The following is a 17,901-nucleotide window of genomic DNA, read 5'->3' as shown; positions in this document are numbered from 1 at the left end:
GGGGGTACCAACCAAGGGTGACCGATTGGAGGACGCCGGGTCCGGACCGGCCGACGGATCCGCGCGACGAACTCGTTCAGGCCTTGCTGGGGCTGCGCTGGGCGCTGCCCCGGACGGATGCCGACGCCCGCGTCGCCCTCGATCAGCTCTCGACGGTGGCCTCCCGGGTCTCGCAACTGGCCGGGGAGCAGTCCGGCGACGAGACTCCGTGGGACGGTCAGGTCCAGGCGCTGCTCGCGCAGGCGGGCTTCGCGCTGGACTGGTGGCGCCCCGTGCTCGACGACGTGGATCTGGACTGGACGCTGAACCACCAGGCGCACCTGTCCGCCGACCTGGCCCGAATAGCCTCGGCCGGCGCGCGCATCCTCGACCAGTTCGCGCCCGCGGTGCCCAACCCGGCGGCCGCCCCGCCCAGCGCGGTGACCGAGGGGCCGCCGCAGCATACGCATGCTCCGCGGGTCGCCGCCGCGTTCGGCTCGGTGCCCGCGACGGCGATCGTCGACCCGCTGGCCAACTCCGGCCGGCACCGCAGGCCGGCCTACGAGTTCGAGTCCTTCGACGCGCCGGGCGCCGGGCCGCAGGCGCCGGTCGAGCACGAACTCCCGTCGAACCAGCCGGGCCCCACGTTCACCCCGCCCGCGCACGTCCCGCCGCAGCACCAGGCTCCGCCGCAGCTGCCGGACGACCTCGAACCCGAACTTGAGCAGCTGTTCCGGCCGCAGGAGCCGCCTCGCGCGGCCACCGGGCCGACTTCGTCGCCGCTCTTCGGTCCGCCCTCCGCCTACGCCGCGTCAGGCGTCGGCGCCGGGCCCGGCATCCCGAAGAGCACGCCGCCGCGCGGGGAGCCCCTTCCCGGCAACCCGCCGCCTCCGGCGTTCTCCCGCCCGATCGTCTGGGGCAAGGACGACGACCGGCTTGAGGACGAGGACGACTACGCACCGATCGTGCGCGGTGAGCGGCGCGGCCCACACGCTGGCATGGTCATCCAGGCGGTCGGCATCCTCGGCGCGGTCGCCGCGTTGTCCTGGTGGGCCGCCACCAGCCTGCACCTCGGCTCCAACTCGGCGGGCAACCCGGCCGCGGCCCCGCCACCGAGTGCCTCGCACGCCGCACATGCCCCCGGAACCGGCGCGGGTGCCTCGAATTCGGCTGAGGCCCACCCGGCGACCTCCGCGCCCGCCGCGAAGAGCAGTCCGTCGGGCGTGACACCGGTCACCACGCCGCCGACCCAGCCCCCGCCCCCGAACGCGGCCGACGTGACCGCGCTTCAGGTCCAACTGCTCGGCGGCAGCCCGACCGTGCACCAGATCGGCATGATCCTCGCGGTGAACACCTCCGGCACCGGTCAGGTCACCGTCAGCGTGGACTACTACGGAACGAAGGACGGTAAGCGGACCGGCGAGCGCACGGCGTCGTGGACGCTCAGCGGGAAGACCGCGTACTCCATCGGCAACTCGATCCCGACCGACTCCTACTGCGGTGAGGTGTTCACGCTCAAGGCGACCTCCGGCGACGCCACCTCGACGCAGAGCACGAACCCGGGCTGCTGACGGCGATCACCGTCCCTCAATAGCCGCCGCCCTCGACGGTCACCGTGCGGAAGCCGTCATCGACGACGGCGCCGCCGACCTCGACCCATCCCGCCGCCGCGGCGGGCCGGGTGTGGATGACCGAGCCGCGTCCCTGCCGGATCGTCAGCGGCCTGCCGAGCCGGCCCGTGAGGTGGATCGCCCCCGAGCCGGTCGCCTCGTCCTCGGGGATGCCGAAGTCCCGGCAGAACGTGCGGGCACGGACGATCCCGGCCGCCTCGTCGATCCACGCCCAGAACTCGTGACGGCCCCGCTGCGCCAGCGGATCCGACTGCGCGGCGTCCGGGTCCGGCGTCACGGCCAGCGCGTCGATCTGCGCGGGCTCGTGCAGCTGCACGAACTCCCACGGCTGCGCCTCCGCGATCGCGCCGCGGATCCAGGCCAGGCCGTCCGCCGACCACGCGGCCACGGGTGAGGCCAGGCGCGGCCGCACCGCCTCGGGCACCTTCCCGGCCCGCTGGCCGAGCACCCACGCGGTGCCGACCGTCGGGTGCCCGGCCAGTTTCACCTCGGCCGTGGGCGTGAAGATCCGGAACGCGGCCCGCTCCTCGTCGTCCACGAACACCGTCTCGCTGAACCCGAGCTGCGCGGTCAGCCGCACCCCGAGCCCGGTCGGCAGGCCGGCGGCGTCGAACACGACGCCGAGCGCGTTGCCGTGGCCGCCGTCCGGATCGGTGAAGACCCGCAGGATCTGAACGTCGAGCGCCGTGGTCATGACGAACACAGTACCTACCGATCACCGCCGCGCCACCGTGCGTGGCGTAATTCCATTGCGCGATCACGTGGCCCGTCATAGCGTGATCGCCACACCGAAAGGAGGTGATCCTGAGTTGAGTAACGCCAGGACGCGTGAGGTGGCTGTCCGCTAGCCGCCCGGCCCGCGACGGAGCCTCCGGCCGGTGGCCGGTCTCCCCCGACAGGATTCGGGCGGCGGGCGAATTCAAGCAGTCACCCGGCCCGCAGGCTCACCGGCATCGTCCCCGGTGCCCGGCCGGAGCAGACTCCGGGCTCGTCGTCGTCGCGACGCCGAGCCCGGGAGCTCCGGCAGGGAAGCAGTCTGCGGGCCGTCTGCGTCCAGGGGGTGTGCCTCATGGTACGAACAGCGGGTACTGTGGTCCCGCATACAGTCCTTGTTGTCGAGGAGGCAACGCCCTGCACGCGCATGAGCTCGACCCGCAGCGCCCGAACCCGGCCCGGATGTACGACTACTTCCTGGGCGGCTTCCACAACTTCGAGGCCGACCGCGAGGCCGCCGAGGCGGCCGAGGCGGCGTTCCCCGGTGTGCGGGCCTCGGCGCGGGCCAACCGCGACTTCCTGCGCCGCGCCGTACGGTACATGGTCGCGCAGGGCGTCGATCAGTTCCTCGACCTGGGTTCCGGGGTGCCCACCGCAGGCAACGTGCACGAGATCGCGCAAGCCGCGAACCCGGGTGCGCACGTCGTGTACGTGGACGCCGAGCCGGTCGCCGTGCACGCCAGCGAAGCGCTGCTCGCCGACAACCCCGGCGCCGACATTGTGCACGCCGACATCAGGCACGCCGACGCGGTGCTCAGCGCGCGGCAGGTCGAGGCGCTGCTGGACCTGAACCGGCCGCTCGGCCTGATCATGGCCTCGGTGCTGCCGTACATCCCGGAGGACGACGACCCGGACCGGCTGGTGGCCCGGTACCGCGCGGCGCTGCCCTCCGGCAGCTACCTGACGATCTCGCACGGCAGCGTGGAGGACTTCGACGACACCGAGACCGACTCGGTCTACAAGGTCTACAACTCCTCCACCAGTCCGATCACCTCCCGCAGCCGGGAGCGGATCACCTCCTGGTTCGACGGCCTCGAACTGGTCGAGCCCGGCGTGGTGGTCGTCACCGGGTGGCATCCGGAGTCCGGTGACACGCCGGTGAAGCTGCGGCTGCCGCACTACGGCGGGCTCGCCCGCATCCCCTGACCGTATCAGCCGCGCCGAGGCGGGCTGATCCGGGCTGGGCCCGGCGCGTTGCGCCCCGCGGGTGCACTGCGCTGCGCCGTACGTGAGTTTCTGCGGATGGGGCACGCACAGGCGGGTAGGCCAGTATTCATGGCCACCGAAATCCGCGAGATCGAATGGAAGTACGATGCGGCCCCTGGGGCGCCGCTGCCCGATCTGACCGGCCTGCCGCAGGTCGACACCCAGTCGGAGCCCGACGAGCAGATCCTGGAGGCGACGTACTACGACACCGACGCCCTCGACCTGGCGCGGGTCGGCATCACCATGCGCCGGCGGCTCGGTGGCGACGACGCGGGTTGGCACGTGAAGCTGCCGGAAGGCTCCGGCAGTCGCGCGGAGCTGCGGCTGCCGCCTGATGAGCAGATACCGGGCGAGTTCACCACGCTGTTGACCGCGCGGCTGCGCGGGCGTCCGGTGCGGCCTGTCGCGCGGATCACCACGACCCGGCAGAGCAGCAGGCTGCGCGACCGGGGCGGCGTGGCGCTGGCCGAGGTGGTCGTCGACCAGGTGGTCGCGCAGACCATGATCGGTGAGCCCGCAGTGCGGGTCAGCTGGAACGAGGTCGAGGTGGAACTCGCCGACGGCGGCGGCGACGGCGGGCTGCGACTGCTGAAGGCGGCCGACCGGCGGCTGCGTCGCAGTGGCCTGCGCCGCTCGCGGCACGCATCCAAACTGGAGGCCGTGCTTTCCGACCGGCTCCCCGCCACGGCCGTCGAGCGGGAGCCGACCGGCTCGTCGTCGGCGGGGGAGGTGCTGCTCGCCTATCTGCGCGGCCAGGTGGAGGCGCTGCTCTCCTGGGATCCGATGGTGCGCCGCGACCTGCCGGACTCGGTCCACCAGATGCGGGTCTGCGCCCGCCGGCTGCGCAGCGCATTGCAGACCTTCCGCGGGCTGCTGCGCCAAGAGGAGACCGAGCCGCTGATCGGCGAGCTGCGGTGGCTTGGCGAAGTGCTGGGCCGGGCTCGCGACGACGAGGTCCTGCGGGAGCACCTGACGGCCGGCCTCGACTCGCTGCCGGCCGAGCTGGCCGTGGAACCGGTACGCCGCCGTATCGACGGCCACTTCGCGCCACGCCAGGCCGAGGCCCGCGAACTGCTGCTCGAAGCGCTCGGCTCGGACCGCTACCTGGCGCTGCTGGACAGCCTCGACCGGCTGACGACCCCTGCCGCGCTGACCCTGGCCGCCGGGCGGAAGGCCGCCGCTGTCCTACCGCCGCTGGTCCAGCGCGTCTTCCGGCGCACGCGCCGCCGTATGGACGACGCGCACGCTGCCCCGGAAGGTGAGCCGCAGGACATCGCGTTGCACGAGGCGCGCAAGGCCGCCAAGCGGGCGCGTTACGCCGTCGAGACTGTGGCTCCTGCGGTGGGGAAGGAGGCGCGGCGCACGGTGAAGGCGCTAAAGAACGTCCAGACGACGTTAGGCGACCATCAGGACACGGTGATCGCGCGTCAGGCCGTCCGTCAGCTCGCTTTCCAAGCGAACTCCTCCCGCGAGAACGCCTTCACGTACGGCCTCTTGTACGGCCGTGAAGCCGAGCGTGCGGACGAGTCGCGTGAACAAGCTCGCAAGGCCTGGAAGCAGGCGGACAACGCCCGACACACCGCCTGGATGCGTTAGCGCGTTTGGGCGGGCGCTGAAGGTCCTGGCCGGGTGCGGTTGGCCCCACGCGGTTGATCGAACACAGCGGTTGATCGAACGCAGCCGGCTGGCTGTGGTACCGGGCGCCCGCAGGCCTCCTGAGGGCGCCCCGGCGCCTTGTCCTCTGTGTGCGGATGGCCATCGCACTGGTCAGCCAAGATCTTTAGCGCACTCCCGGGCGCCGCGGGTTCTACGCCTCGGTCGGCCCGGCGGTGGTCGGCGTGGTCACGGGATCGCGCTCGCCGGTCCTCGGCGGGCTGTCGCTGTTCGTCCTCGCCGGCAGCGGCGCGCTGGCCGTGCTGCTGCTGCGAAACGCCCGGCCGCGCACCGTGATGCTGCTCGGCACCGCCTCGCTGTTCGTCGGCGTCGGCGTCACGCTGCTCGGCATGGAGGCAAAGTCCAGCCTGGTGTTCTTCGCCGGCGCGGTCGTCGCGGGCGCGGGCTTCGGCTCCGGGTTCCAGGGCACGGTCCGCACGGTCGTCCCGTTGGCCGCGCCGCACGAGCGCTCCGGACTGCTCTCGACGGTCTACGTCGCGTCCTACCTCGCCCTGGGCCTGCCGGCCGTGATCGGCGGCTTCCTCATCGTGCACGGCGGTCTGCTCCCAGCGGGGCGCGAATACGGCGTCGCCGTGATGGTCCTAGCCGCCGCGGCACTGGTCGCGGTCGCCCGCCCCGCGCGCCGCGAATCCGTCCCGAGCCGCGCCTGATTCCCGCTCGGTCCGACTACCTGGTCCGTTCCGGCACCTGATCCTCGTCGCCGGGACGGACCAGGCCGCTTTCGTACGCCACGACCACCGCCTGCGCCCGGTCGCGCAGCTGGAGCTTGGCGAGGATCCGCGCCACGTGCGTCTTCACCGTCGCCTCGCTCAACTGGAAGCGCGCCGCGAGCTCCGCGTTGCTCAGGCCCCTGCCGAGCTGTTGCAGCACCTCCAGCTCGCGCGGGGTGAGTGCGGCGAGGTCGCGGTGCGGCGTGTGCGCCCGCGTCTGCGCGTCGGGCCGCGCGAAACGCTCGACCAGCCGCCGGGTGATCGACGGCGCCAGCAGCGCGTCTCCGGATCGCACCAGGTGCACCGCGCTGACCAGGTGCTCCGGTGTCACGTCCTTGAGCAGGAAACCGCTCGCTCCGGCGTTGAGCGCTTCGTACACGTACCGGTCGAGGTCGAACGTCGTCAGGATGATGACACGTGGCCGGTGGTCCGTCTCCCGGTCGCCTGCCTCTCGGCCGCCTGTCTCTCGGTTGCGCGGCCCGGAACTGCCGATGATCCGCCGGGTCGCCTCAAGGCCGTCCAATCCGGGCATCCGGATGTCCATCAGCACCACGTCGGGACGGGTGCGCCGGGTCGCCTCGACCGCCTCAAGACCGTTCGCCACCTCGGCGCAGACTTCGATCCCGTCGGCCGCGAGGATCATCCGGAAGCCGGTGCGCACCAGCGCCTGGTCATCGGCGATCACGACTCGCAATGGAGCATCGGACGCCGTGTTTCGCCGGACCCCCGTGTTTCGCTGGAGCACCGCGTCTCGTTGGAGCGCCGCGTCTCTCTCGGCCGCTGATCCGCTCGCGGTCACTGGGCCTCCAGCGGGATGACCGCGGTGACCCGGAATCCGCCGGTCGGCCGCCGCGCCGCTTCGAGACTCCCGCCGTACACGGCCAGCCGCTCCCGCAGCCCGATCAGGCCCCTGCGGTTTCCGGCCGCGGCCGGCTCACGGGGCACGCCCCCGGTATCGGCGATCTCCAGCCGCAGCCGCTGCGCCTCATAGTCGACGGTGACCTGTGCCGACGCGCCGACCGCGTGCTTGACCGTGTTCGTCAGCGCCTCCTGCACCACCCGATAGGCGGCCAACCCGACTCCAGGCGGCAGCGGCTGCGGCGTGCCGGTGAACGTGAGGGTGACCGGCACGCCGGTCCCGCGCACCCGGCCGACCAGGGCCTCAAGCTGGTCGAGATCGGGCTGCGGTGTGAGCTTCGCCTCCCCGTCGAGCCCGCAGTCCGCGCCGTCGGCCCCACTCGCCGCGCTGGTCAGCAGGCCCATCACCTGGCGCAGCTCGGCCATCGCGGTGCGTCCGCTGGCCTCCACCGCCAGCAGTGCCTGCGTGGCCTGCTCCGGTTCGGCGTCCATGACCTTACGCGCCGCTCCGGCCTGCACCACCATCACGCTGACGTTGTGCGTGACCACGTCGTGCAGCTCCCGCGCGATCCGTGCGCGCTCCAGTTCCACCGCCTCGCGCGTCGCCCGCTCCTGGCCCGCCTCCACCGCGCGCAGCCGGGCCAGGCTGTCGGCTGCCTGCTGCTTCCAGCTGCGCATCGTGCTCGCCACCCAGGCGATCGGCAGCAGGATGAGGAACGGCCCGAGCGCATTCGGGATCTGCGGGAGGGTCGACCGTAGCGTGCTCGCCACGATCACCGCGGCCAGCATCAGGCTGCCGATCGCGGCCGTCCGGTACGGGCTGTACGCCGCCGCCGTGTACGCAGCGATGATGACGGTGAAGAACAGGACCGTCGGCGCGTTGTCGAGCCTCAGCGTCGACACGAGCACGATCCAGAACACGAGCAACGGGTACCTGCGGCGCAGTACCAGCGTCGCCGAGGCCAGCATCGCGAGCACGAGTGACGAGATCGACGCGCCGGACGACATGGCGGGGTAGACGACCATCCCGCCGTCGGGCGACGGGAACGCGACCATGCCGCGCTGCTGCTGGAGTTCGACGGAGCGCACGGCGATCGCGGCCAGCACGAAGGCGAGCGCCGCGTCGAAGTACCACATCCTCAGCGTCGGCGCGGGCAGCGGCCGGGTCGGGCGCAGCACCTCGCCCGCCTGCTGCCGCAGGCCGCCGGCCATCCGCGTGACGCCGGCCCTGATCTTCATCGCTTCATCCTCGCCACCACCGTCACCGTCACGGGGTCATTGTCGTTCGCCGGGTCGATGCGCACATCCCTCCCGCAGGTTGAGACCGTACATCCCGCGAATACATCCACGGGATGACGCGTGCGCCCATGCGTCCGGCGCGGTAGCAGATCTCGGCCGGGCGGCCGACGTGCGCGCACCTGCCTGGCGCCTACCTTCGACCCCGCCAGGGGTGACGCAGTTGTTGGAACCCGTGTTGTTGGTGCCTGTGTTTTTGGATGCCTGTGGAACTCGGATGAAGGAGACCGGCGTGGACGCGCCGCTGATCGAACTGCGCCAGGTGAGCAAGAGATACGACGACGGGCCGCCCGCCGTGGACGACCTGTCCCTGTCGGTGGAGCGCGGCGAGGCCGTGGCGATCCTCGGGCCGTCCGGCAGCGGCAAGTCCACCGTGCTGAACATGATCGCCGGGCTGGACCGGCCCACGGCCGGCAGCGTACTGGTGGAGGGCCTGCGCGTGGACGGGCTCGGGGAGAGCGGCTCCGCGAAGTACCGCCGGGACCGCATCGGCATGGTCTTCCAGTTCTTCAACCTGCTCGACGACCTGACCGTGGCGGACAACGTGATGCTGCCCGCGCAGCTGAGCGGCATGCCTCGCGCGCGGGCCCGCGCCCGGGCCGCGGAACTGCTCGAAACGCTCGGCATCGACCGGCACGCGCACGCCTACCCCGGGCGCCTGTCCGGCGGCGAGCGTCAGCGTGTCGCCGTCGCCAGGGCGTTGATCAACCGCCCGGCGCTGCTGCTGGCCGACGAGCCGACCGGCGCCCTGGACACCGCCTCCGGCCGCGACGTCAGGGAACTGCTGTCCGAGCTGAACCAGGACGGCCAGACCATCCTGCTGGTCACCCACGACATCCAGCTCGCAGAGTCCTGCGCCACGCGCACCATCCGGCTCGTCGACGGCCGGATCGCCTCCGACAGCGCGGTGCCGAGCGTCGCCGGGCCGGCCGGGGGAGCGCGATGAGCCGGATCGGCTTCGGCTTCGGCGGAGCGCTCGGCCGCGTGGTGCGCGCGGGCGTCGGCCGCCGCAGAGTCCAGACGCTCGTGCTGGTGCTGTCCACGATGATGGCCGTCACGTCCGCCGTGCTCGCCATCGGGTTGCTCGCGGCATCGCGGGCACCCTTCGACCACGCTTTCTCCGGGCAGCACGGCGCGCACCTGGCCGCGCAGTTCGACGGCACGAAGGCGACGAGCACGCAGATCGCCGCGACCGGCCACGCCGCGGGCGTCACCGCCGCGTCAGGTCCCTATCCGACCGTGACCGTCGACCAGGGCCACGTGAACAGCACGGCGCTCGGGGGAGACGTCGGCCTGCCGCCGATGTCCATCGCCGGCCGGGCGGATCCGGGCGGGCCGGTCGACGACCTGACGCTGCTCGACGGGCATTGGGTCACCGGGCCGGGGCAGGCCGTCCTGTCCGCCGACGTCTTCGGGCCGAACCAACTGGTCGGCGCCGTTCTGTCGTTCCCGCAACTGCCCGGCAGCCCGAACCTGACCATCGTCGGGGTCGCACAGTCGGTCACCGGCACCGCCGACGCCTGGGTCGAGCCCGCCGAGGTCCCGGCGCTGCGCGCTGCGGGCGCGGCACCGACGTTCCAGATGCTCTACCGCTTCGCGAGCGCCGGCACCGACGCGCAGATCGTGGCGGACCGCGGCACCCTGGCGGACGCGCTGCCGGCCGGCGCGCTGACCGGATCGCTGTCCTATCTCAACGCCAAGCTCAGCGCGGAGTCGAGCACCGCGCCGATCGTGCCGTTCATGGTCGCTTTCGGCGTGCTCGGGCTGGTCATGTCGGTGCTCATCGTCGGCAACGTGGTCAGCGGCTCGGTCGGCGCCTCGCTGCGCCGCATCGGCATCCTCAAGGCCCTGGGATTCACCCCGTCGCAGGTCGTGCGCGCCTACCTCGCGCAGGCGCTGATCCCGTCGGCCGTGGGCATCGGACTCGGCGTCGTGCTCGGCAACGTCCTCGCCGTCCCGCTGCTGCGCCGCGAGGACGAGGTGTTCGGCACGCCACCGCAGGTCGTCGCGCCCTGGATCGACGTGGCGGCGGTCTGCGCGGCGCTCGTCATCGTCGCGGCCACCGCGTTCGCCCCCGCATTGCGCGCCGGGCGGCTGCGCGCCGTCGACGCCATCGCGATGGGACGCACCCCGCGCGCGGGACGTGGCCGCTTCGCGCGCCGGGTGCTCGGTCGGCTGCCGCTGCCGCGCGCGGTCGGCCTGGGCCTGGGCAGCCCCTTCACCCGCCCGGCGCGCACGCTCGCGGTCGCCGCCGCGGTCGTGTTCGGGGCCACCGCTGTGACCTTCGCCTTCGGCCTGGCCACGTCGTTGCAGCGGGTGCACGCCGGCATCTCGCGCGACGGGTCGGCGGACGTCAACGTGTTTCTCTCCGACGGAGGCCCGGATTCGGGAACGACCACCGTAGGGCCGAAGGGAGGCGGCACCGCGCCTGCGGCAGCGGATTCCGCCGCCGTGGCGGCGGCCATCGCCGCGCAGCCCGGGACGCGCTCGTGGTCTGGTGTCTCGCGCTACGAGCTCACGGTCTCCGGCGTCTCCGGAGCGACGAGCGTGCAACTGCTGGAAGGCGACTCGTCGAACCGGTACGAGCTGATCTCCGGGTCCTGGTTCACCGGCCCGGGACAGGCGGTCGTGCCGACGCGCTTCCTCGAAGTCACCGGCACCCGCATCGGCTCGACGATCACCCTGACCGACAAGGGCACGGCGATCCCGGTGCGGATCGTCGGAGAGGTCTTCGACACTTCGGATCAGGGCATGGACGTGGTGACCGACCTGCGCACCGTCTCCGCGGTCGATCCGGCCAAGCAGTCGCACGAATTCGACGTCATGCTCAAGCCGGGCACCGGCCACGCCGCCTACGTCAGCGCACTGAACAACGTGCTGGACCCGATCGGCGGGCACGCGCAGGACAACGCGATCCGCTCCAAGGACGCGATCTTCGTCCTGCTCGACGGGATGATCGCCATCCTGACCGGCCTGCTGGTCGTGGTGGCCGCACTGGCCGTGCTCAACACGGCCGTCCTGGAGACCCGCGAGCGCATCCACGACCTCGGCGTCTACAAGGCGGTGGGGATGACGCTGCGGCAGACCATCGCGATGGTGCTCAGCTCCATGGCGCCGATCGGCCTGCTGGCCGGGATCGTCGGCGTGCCCGTCGGCATCGCGCTGCACGACTACGTGCTGCCGGTGATGGGGCATGCGGCGGGCACCAACCTGCCGCACTCCATCCTGACGGTCTACAGCGGCGTCGAGACCGTGCTGCTCGGGCTCGGCGGCCTGGCCATCGCGCTCGGCGGCGCGATGCTCCCGGCCAGCTGGGCGGCGGCGACACGAACCGCCGCCGCCCTGCGTACCGAGTGAGTGACCTGCTGATACGCCTTACGCGTGCTTGAACACCAGCATCGCGGCCAGCCAGACCGTGGCCGCGCTGCTGGTGAAGGTCGCGCTCGGCGTGCCGCCCAGCGCGGCGGACTGCTCCTCGGCCATCAGCTCGATGTCCGAGGTGGTCGAGATGTTGACGCGCTGCGTGAAGCCCGATCCGGCGCCGAGGGTGTCACCGAACCCCGAGTCGACGTAGAAGCCGAGCGCCAGTTCGCTGCCCGCGCCGGCCGCCGCAGTCGGGCCGGAGGCGACCGTGGCCGCCCCGGTGGTCCTGCCCGTCGCGGTGGCCTGCACGTCGAGCGCGCCGGTCCCGGTCGCCGCCGACAGGCCGGAGTACTCCAGCGCGGCCACGCCGATGTCCGCCGTCGCCGTCGTGCTCGCGGTGACTGTCAGCGGGGCACCTCCGCCCGCGCCGATCGGCGCGCTCCACACGCTCATCTCGGTATGGTCCGAGGCGGTGAAGTGAGTCAGTTCCGTGTACGCATTCCCGGCGGAGTCGGTCACGCCGCTGGCCGTGGCCGATCCCGAGCTCCATGTGCCGACCTCGACGATGACACGGTTGCCGACGGTGATCGGCGACCCCAGTGTGACCGAGGCTGACGGTACGTTGGCGCGATGCGTCGACGCCTGTTGCACGAACACCGGCGTTACCACGCTCGTCGGCGTTACCGCATTCGACGCTGCGGACGCTGGCGACGTACCGATCGCGTTCGTCGCGGTAACGGTGAACGTGTAGCTGGTGCCGTTGGTCAGGCCGGGCACGGTTGTGCTGGTTGCTGCCGGGTTACCGACCACCGTCGTCGAAGTCAGCGCCGTGTTGCCTGCGTACGGCGTGACGGTGTACGACGTGATCTGCGAGCCGCCGTTCGCCGGGGCGGTCCACGTCACCGATGCCGAGCCGTTGCCCGCCGTCGCGGTCACGCCGGTCGGCGCGGCCGGAGCGGTCGGCGGGGCGGCGGTGATGTGCACCGTCGCGGCCATCGAGGGCACGCCCGCCTTGTTCAGGATGAACAGCATGTAGTCGCCGGGCGGCGCGATGGCTCCGGAGGCGGGCGCCTGCACGGAAAGCGTGCCCGAGCCGCCTGTTCCTGAACCCACGGTGAACGACAGCGGCACGAAGTGCTGGTCCATGTCGGACTGGTGCGTGTCGGCCCCGAACGAGACCAGGTTCACCGAGCCGATGTTCGCCGCGTCCGGGGTGCCGATGGTCATCGTCGAGCCGTACTGCGCGCTGGCCGGCGCCGAGGAGATCGTCGGGCGCGGTCCGTTGAACAGATAAGACGGCGAATACACCTGCGCGTTGAACTCACCCGGGTCGTTGAGCGTTTCCGGGTGCCCGCCGCCGGACACCAGCACCGTGCCGTCAGGTTGCAGCACCGCGGTCGAGTGGTAGTTGCGCGCGGCGGCGATCGACCCGATCGTGGTCCACTGCTGCGTGGCTGGATCCCAGATCTCCGCAGGCAGCACGCCGGTGGTGATCTGCATCTGGTCGGAGGTGTTCCCGCCGCCGACCGCGAGCACCCGGCCGTCGGCCAGCATGGTCAGCGTGTGGTAGATCCGCGGGTAGTTCATCGCCGCGGTCGCGTGCCAGGCCGGAGCCGGCGAAGTCAGGTCGATCACCGAGGTGTTCGACTGCGCGGGCTGGCTCGACGTCACGCTCGCCGCGCCGCCGCTGTACAGGATCTTGCCCGGCCGGTACATGACCGACGAGCCGTTCACCACGCCGCTCGGCCCGACCGGCGTCCAGGTCTGCGCGTTCGCGTCAAGCCAGTACGAGACGTCCTCGGACGGCCCGATGGTGAAGACCTTGCCGTTCGGCGCCAGGTATGAGAACGGGTACTCCTCCTCGTGCACCTGCGCAGTGCTGATGCCCGACAGCAGCGTCCAGGAGTTGGTTGCCGGGTCATACAGCTCGGGTGTGTCGGCCCAGGTGGTGGCGTTGGTGGAGTTGCCGCTGATCGCCACGTACCGTCCGTCCGGCAGTTCGGTCAGATCCGGGTACCAGCGCGGCAGGTGCATGTTGGCCATCTTCGTCCACGTGTTGGTGGCCGGATCGAAGATGTTCGCGTCCACGATGCCGAGCATCCCGGTCACCGCCACGCCGAAGCCGCCGACTACGAGCACTCGGCCGTCCGGCAGCTTCGCGTTGCCGCCGCAGAAGATGCTCGACGGCGCATCGATCTCGGAGTACGAACCGGCGGCCGGGTCGTACAGGTAGGTCTGCGTCGGAGTCTTCCAGCCGTCCCATTGCAGCAGCTTGCCGCTGTCGAGCAGCACGGTGTGGATGGAGACCATCGGCGCCGTGGTCAGCGGGCCCCACTGGCCCTGCGGGCTCGGGCTCGGCACGATCGCGTTCGACGCCGCGGACGCCGGTGACGTGCCGATGGCGTTCGTCGCGCTGACGGTGAACGTGTAGCTCGTGCCGTTCGTCAGCCCGGCCACCACGGCTGAAGCCGGGGCAGGGGTGCCGGTGACCGTCGTCGCGGGCTGCGCGACCCCGGCGGCGTAAGGCGTGACCGTGTACGAGGAGATGACCGCGCCGCCATCCGGCGGAGCCGACCAGAACACCGTCGCGGAGGCGTTGCCCGGCGTCGCGGTCACGGAACTCGGCGTGCCCGGCGCAGTCGGCGTCGACCCGGACGACGCGCCCTTGAACACCAATGCCGCCGCGAGCCACACCGTGGTCGCTCCGGTGCCGAAGGTCGCGTTCGGTGCGGCGCCCTGCGTCGCTGCCTGGTCCTCGACCAGCAGTTCCATGTCCGACGCGCCGGAGATGTTCGACCGCTGGGTGAATCCGGTGCCCGCCGACAGCGCGTCCCGGAAGCCGGAGTCGGCGTAGAAGCCGAGCGCGAGCTCGTTGCCGGCCGTCGTCGGCGGAGTCGCACCGGACGCGACCGTCGTGGAAGAGGCCGGTGAGCTGCCGATCGCGTGCGCCTGCACGTCCACCACCGAGGCGTCGGAGGCGGTGGCGAGCCCGGAGTACTCCAGAACGGCCACGGCCATGTCCGCGGCGGAGGTCGCCTTCGCGGTGACTGTCGCCGCCGCACCGCCGCCCGCGTTGACCTGCGCGCTCCACACGCTCATCTCGGTGTGGTCGGAGGCGGTGAAGTGCGTCAGCTCGGTGTACGTGTTCCCGGCCGAGTCGGTCACCGCGCTCGTCGTCGCGGACTGCGAGTTCCACACGGCGACCTCGACGATCAGCCGGTTGCCGCTCGTGACCGGCGACGTGGTCGGCACGCTGGTGGATGCCACCGCGGAGTGGTGAGCCACCGCCTGCTGCACGAAGGCCGGTGGCGACCCCGCGGCGTGTGCGGTCGTAGTGATACCCCACAATCCGACCGCGGCCAGCGCCGCTGTGGATAAACCGATAATCCCAAGTCTGAGCCGTGAATCCATGGCGGCACGCATGGCCGTATCCCCCACCCTTAAGTGGCCGAGCGTCCCACGCCCGGCCTAACACAGACGTGAATGTACTCGCGCATCGTCACGTCCGCAGCGAGTCTGATGAAACGCCAGATGACTCCTGTGAATTGGGTCGCTTGACACATTCCCATATGGGAATACGATGGCGGCATGGCACGAGCGGCGACCACTACGGACGCGTTCAACGCGGTGGCTGAGCCCCGGCGGCGGCAGATACTCGATGCGCTCGCCAACGGGGAACGGCCTGTCAACGACCTGGTGGCGGCCCTCGGCCTGCCACAGCCGCTGGTCTCCAAGCACCTGCGGGTGCTCAGGCAGGTCGGTCTGGTCGAGGTGCGCGACGAGGGGCGGCAGCGGCTGTACCGGCTCAACGCGGGCCCGCTCAGGCCGATCCACGAGTGGGTCAAGAGCTACGAGCAGCTGTGGACCGAGCGCTTCGCGCGACTGGATGTCGTACTGGAAGAGCTCAAGGAACTGGAATCGGAGGACACGGATGATGACGACGAGTAGCCACACCGCGGTGGTGACGCTGCCGACGGACACGCAAATCCTGATCACGCGCGAGTTCGCCGCGCCCAGGCACCTGGTCTACCGGGCGAGCACCACGCCCGAGCTGATCAAGCGCTGGTGGAGCGGGGAGCGGGGCGAGATGACGCTCGCGGAGGTCGACCTGCGGGTCGGCGGCCGGTGGCGGTACGTGATGACGGCGAACGCCGGGTTCGAGGTGGCCTTCCACGGCGAGTATCTGGAGATCGTTCCGGACGAGCGCATCGTGCACACCGAGGTCTACGAGGGCATTCCCGACGCCGACGAGGCCGCGGCGACGGTCACCGTCACCTTCGAGGAGAAGGACGGGCACACGCTGCTCTCGACGCTTGTGCAGCACAAGAATCAGCAGAACCGCGACATGCACATCGACTCGGGCATGGAAGGCGGCATGCAGGAGGCCTTCGACAAGCTGGAGCAGGTCGCGGTCTCGCTGCTGTGAGAGGTGGCTGCCAGGGGTGACGGCGCACAGCCGGTGTGGGCAGCTGAAACGCGCCGTCGGGCGGGCCGCTCAGTCTGAGCAGCCCGCCCGACGCGTGCTCGCGCTGCTTGTCGCCGTGTTGCCGTCGCCTGGCGTCGGCGCACGAGAATCCAAGCCGACAACGTGCGACCCTGTGCTGGCGGGCCTCGCAACCCCCGGAGGGCGGTCCATGACGGGAACACGCAAGACGGCACTGGTGGTGCGCGGCGGTTGGAAGGGCCACTGGCCGATCGAGGCGACCGACCGCTACGCCGCGGTACTCGAAGGCCGCGGCTACCGGGTCGTGAAATCAGAATCCTTAGACAGCTACCTCGACGCCGCGGCGCTCGCCGAGACCGACCTGATCGTGCAGACCTGGACGATGGGCACGATCACCGGCGAGCAACTGGCCGGACTGTCCGCGGCGGTCCGGGCCGGGACCGGTTTCGCTGGCTGGCACGGCGGCATGATCGACGCCTTCCGCAACGCCCCCGGCTACCAGCTGATCACCGGCGGCCAGTTCGTCCACCACCCGCGCGGTTTCGTGGACTACAGGGTCCGCCCCGCCCCGGAACGCGAATCGCACCCCTTGGTCGACGGCCTCACCGGCTACCCGGTGAACACCGAGCAGTACTACGTGCACGTCGACCCGTCCGTCGACGTGCTCGCCGTCACCGACTACGTCGACGACCCGGACGCGCCCGGCGCCGCCGGGACCACGATGCCGGTCGTGTGGACCAGGAACTGGGGCGAGGGACGCGTCTTCGTCACCACGCTCGGCCACAAGCCGGACGACCTCACGGTGCCGCAGACCCACGAAACAATCACCAGGGGGCTGATATGGGCGACGCGTTGAGGGTCGGCCTCGTCGGCGTCGGCAGGATCAGCGGCGCCTACCTCAGTACGCTGCCACGGCTCCCCGGTCTCGCGCTGACCAGGATCGCCGACATCGACGTCGAGCGCGCCCGCGCCGCCGCACGACAGGTGCCCGGCGCCGTCGCCGTGATGCCCGGCGAGCTCTACGCCGCGGACGACGTCGATCTCGTACTCAACCTGACCATACCCAAGGCCCACGCACAGGTGGCGCTCGACGCGATCGCCGCGGGCAAGCACGTGTACAACGAGAAGCCGCTGTCCCTCGGTACCAGCCAGGCGCGTGACCTCCTCGCCGCCGCCAAGCACGCGGGCGTCCGGATCGGCTGCGCACCCGACACGGTGCTGGGCACCGGTGTGCAGACCGCGCGCGCGGCGCTCGACGCGGGCGAGATCGGCCTGCCGGTCGCGGCGGCCGCGTTCATGACCACCCCGGGACACGAGCTCTGGCATCCCGCGCCGGAGTTCTACTACCAGCCCGGCGGCGGGCCGCTGCTGGATATGGGCCCTTACTACCTCACCGCGCTCGTCACGCTGCTCGGCCCCGTCCGCCGGGTGATCGGCATGTCGGCGGCCGCGCACGAGACCCGGTTCGTCGGCAGCGGGCCGCGCGCGGGGGAGCGGTTCGCCGTCGAGGTGCCCACGCACGTCACCGGCGTGCTCGAACACACCGGCGGCGCGCTCACCACGCTGATGATGAGCTTCGACGTCTGGCACGCCCGGCTGCCCCGTATCGAGGTCTACGGCACCGAGGGCAGCCTCTCGGTGCCGGACCCGAACGGCTTCGCCGGGACCGTCCGCATCGCGCGTGCCCGGCAGGACGCGTGGAGCGATCTTCCCGAGCGCGGTGGTTACCAGAATGCTGCGAGAGGGTACGGTGTCGCGGACATGGCCCGCGCCATCGCCGGCGGCACCGCGCACCGCGCCGCGGGCGAGCTCGCCTACCACGTCCTCGACGTGATGGAGTCGATGCTCGCCTCGGCGCAGGCCGGCCTCGCCGTCGAGATCACGAGCAGCTGCGCGCGCCCCGCCCCGGTCCCGCTCGGCGTCCGGCCCGACGAGGCGTGAGCAACGGCAAGGAGCGTAAGGAGTT

14 protein-coding genes are annotated in these 17,901 nt (G+C 71.4%); 10 read left to right on the top strand and 4 right to left on the bottom strand.

Features of this window, described 5'->3' with window-relative positions; all coding sequences use genetic code 11:
* Positions 1 to 17: 17 nt before the first annotated feature.
* Complete coding sequence (locus VGS97_RS19550) at positions 18 to 1,550, top strand: hypothetical protein (protein WP_326855032.1); 1,533 nt, start codon at positions 18 to 20, stop codon at positions 1,548 to 1,550.
* 16 nt (positions 1,551 to 1,566) lie between these two features.
* Here the strand turns inward: VGS97_RS19550 and VGS97_RS19545 are convergent, their stop codons facing one another.
* The gene (locus VGS97_RS19545) at positions 1,567 to 2,304 is read right to left on the bottom strand and encodes a PhzF family phenazine biosynthesis protein (protein ID WP_326855031.1); all 738 of its coding nucleotides are present in this window, start codon (positions 2,302 to 2,304) and stop codon (positions 1,567 to 1,569) included.
* Positions 2,305 to 2,741: 437 nt separating this feature from the next.
* On the opposite strand from VGS97_RS19545, the gene VGS97_RS19540 reads away from it, so the two are divergent.
* The 3 genes from VGS97_RS19540 to VGS97_RS19530 all read left to right on the top strand — a co-directional run bounded on the left by VGS97_RS19540 (position 2,742) and on the right by VGS97_RS19530 (position 5,914).
* Positions 2,742 to 3,530: an SAM-dependent methyltransferase gene (locus VGS97_RS19540; RefSeq protein WP_414641756.1), complete on the top strand. Its 789-nt coding sequence runs from the start codon at positions 2,742 to 2,744 to the stop codon at positions 3,528 to 3,530.
* Between the two features lie 129 nt (positions 3,531 to 3,659).
* Positions 3,660 to 5,186 (top strand): CYTH and CHAD domain-containing protein, encoded by a 1,527-nt coding sequence (locus VGS97_RS19535; protein ID WP_326855029.1) that lies wholly within the window; start codon positions 3,660 to 3,662, stop codon positions 5,184 to 5,186.
* A 242-nt stretch (positions 5,187 to 5,428) separates the two neighbouring features.
* On the top strand, positions 5,429 to 5,914 hold the full coding sequence (locus tag VGS97_RS19530; protein ID WP_326855028.1) for a hypothetical protein: 486 nt from the start codon (positions 5,429 to 5,431) through the stop codon (positions 5,912 to 5,914).
* A gap of 16 nt (positions 5,915 to 5,930) precedes the next feature.
* On the opposite strand, the gene VGS97_RS19525 is transcribed toward VGS97_RS19530, so the two are convergent.
* Both VGS97_RS19525 and VGS97_RS19520 read right to left on the bottom strand, forming a co-directional pair.
* On the bottom strand, positions 5,931 to 6,617 hold the full coding sequence (locus VGS97_RS19525) for a response regulator (protein ID WP_414641755.1): 687 nt from the start codon (positions 6,615 to 6,617) through the stop codon (positions 5,931 to 5,933).
* Positions 6,618 to 6,769: 152 nt separating this feature from the next.
* Positions 6,770 to 8,071, bottom strand: a complete 1,302-nt coding sequence (locus VGS97_RS19520; protein WP_326855026.1) for a sensor histidine kinase — start codon at positions 8,069 to 8,071, stop codon at positions 6,770 to 6,772.
* Positions 8,072 to 8,345: 274 nt separating this feature from the next.
* On the opposite strand from VGS97_RS19520, the gene VGS97_RS19515 reads away from it, so the two are divergent.
* The gene (locus VGS97_RS19515; RefSeq protein ID WP_326855025.1) at positions 8,346 to 9,074 is read left to right on the top strand and encodes an ABC transporter ATP-binding protein; all 729 of its coding nucleotides are present in this window, start codon (positions 8,346 to 8,348) and stop codon (positions 9,072 to 9,074) included.
* Positions 9,071 to 11,485, top strand: a complete 2,415-nt coding sequence (locus tag VGS97_RS19510) for an ABC transporter permease (protein ID WP_326855024.1) — start codon at positions 9,071 to 9,073, stop codon at positions 11,483 to 11,485. The genes VGS97_RS19515 and VGS97_RS19510 overlap by 4 nt, the downstream gene beginning before the upstream one ends.
* Positions 11,486 to 11,503: 18 nt before the next feature.
* On the opposite strand, the gene VGS97_RS19505 is transcribed toward VGS97_RS19510, so the two are convergent.
* On the bottom strand, positions 11,504 to 14,758 hold the full coding sequence (locus VGS97_RS19505) for a fibronectin type III domain-containing protein (protein ID WP_326855023.1): 3,255 nt from the start codon (positions 14,756 to 14,758) through the stop codon (positions 11,504 to 11,506).
* Positions 14,759 to 15,079: 321 nt separating this feature from the next.
* Between VGS97_RS19505 and VGS97_RS19500 the strand changes: the two genes are divergently transcribed.
* The 4 genes from VGS97_RS19500 to VGS97_RS19485 all read left to right on the top strand — a co-directional run bounded on the left by VGS97_RS19500 (position 15,080) and on the right by VGS97_RS19485 (position 17,876).
* Complete coding sequence (locus tag VGS97_RS19500; protein ID WP_326855022.1) at positions 15,080 to 15,439, top strand: metalloregulator ArsR/SmtB family transcription factor; 360 nt, start codon at positions 15,080 to 15,082, stop codon at positions 15,437 to 15,439.
* Positions 15,423 to 15,917: an SRPBCC family protein gene (locus tag VGS97_RS19495; RefSeq protein ID WP_349262194.1), complete on the top strand. Its 495-nt coding sequence runs from the start codon at positions 15,423 to 15,425 to the stop codon at positions 15,915 to 15,917. Before VGS97_RS19500 ends, VGS97_RS19495 begins: the two co-directional genes overlap by 17 nt.
* Before the next feature lie 208 nt (positions 15,918 to 16,125).
* Positions 16,126 to 16,791: a ThuA domain-containing protein gene (locus VGS97_RS19490; RefSeq protein ID WP_326855020.1), complete on the top strand. Its 666-nt coding sequence runs from the start codon at positions 16,126 to 16,128 to the stop codon at positions 16,789 to 16,791.
* The gene (locus VGS97_RS19485) at positions 16,776 to 17,876 is read left to right on the top strand and encodes a Gfo/Idh/MocA family oxidoreductase (RefSeq protein ID WP_326855019.1); all 1,101 of its coding nucleotides are present in this window, start codon (positions 16,776 to 16,778) and stop codon (positions 17,874 to 17,876) included. Before VGS97_RS19490 ends, VGS97_RS19485 begins: the two co-directional genes overlap by 16 nt.
* Positions 17,877 to 17,901 lie beyond the last annotated feature (25 nt).

This window comes from Actinocrinis sp. (assembly GCF_035946395.1).
GTDB lineage: Bacteria > Actinomycetota > Actinomycetes > Streptomycetales > Catenulisporaceae > Actinocrinis.
The sequence above is the reverse complement of the archived record's forward strand: the minus strand, read 5'-3'. Positions and strand labels throughout refer to the sequence as shown.

Excerpts from the sequence above, each read along its gene's own strand:
- VGS97_RS19545 (WP_326855031.1), bottom strand. The coding sequence starts at position 2,304 with ATGACCACGGCGCTCGACGTTCAGATCCTGCGGGTCTTCACCGATCCG.
- VGS97_RS19535 (WP_326855029.1), top strand. The coding sequence starts at position 3,660 with ATGGCCACCGAAATCCGCGAGATCGAATGGAAGTACGATGCGGCCCCT.
- VGS97_RS19525 (WP_414641755.1), bottom strand. The coding sequence starts at position 6,617 with ATGATCCTCGCGGCCGACGGGATCGAAGTCTGCGCCGAGGTGGCGAAC.
- VGS97_RS19520 (WP_326855026.1), bottom strand. The coding sequence starts at position 8,071 with ATGAAGATCAGGGCCGGCGTCACGCGGATGGCCGGCGGCCTGCGGCAG.
- VGS97_RS19515 (WP_326855025.1), top strand. The coding sequence starts at position 8,346 with ATGAAGGAGACCGGCGTGGACGCGCCGCTGATCGAACTGCGCCAGGTG.
- VGS97_RS19510 (WP_326855024.1), top strand. The coding sequence starts at position 9,071 with ATGAGCCGGATCGGCTTCGGCTTCGGCGGAGCGCTCGGCCGCGTGGTG.
- VGS97_RS19500 (WP_326855022.1), top strand. The coding sequence starts at position 15,080 with ATGGCACGAGCGGCGACCACTACGGACGCGTTCAACGCGGTGGCTGAG.
- VGS97_RS19495 (WP_349262194.1), top strand. The coding sequence starts at position 15,423 with ATGATGACGACGAGTAGCCACACCGCGGTGGTGACGCTGCCGACGGAC.
- VGS97_RS19490 (WP_326855020.1), top strand. The coding sequence starts at position 16,126 with ATGACGGGAACACGCAAGACGGCACTGGTGGTGCGCGGCGGTTGGAAG.
- VGS97_RS19485 (WP_326855019.1), top strand. The coding sequence starts at position 16,776 with ATGGGCGACGCGTTGAGGGTCGGCCTCGTCGGCGTCGGCAGGATCAGC.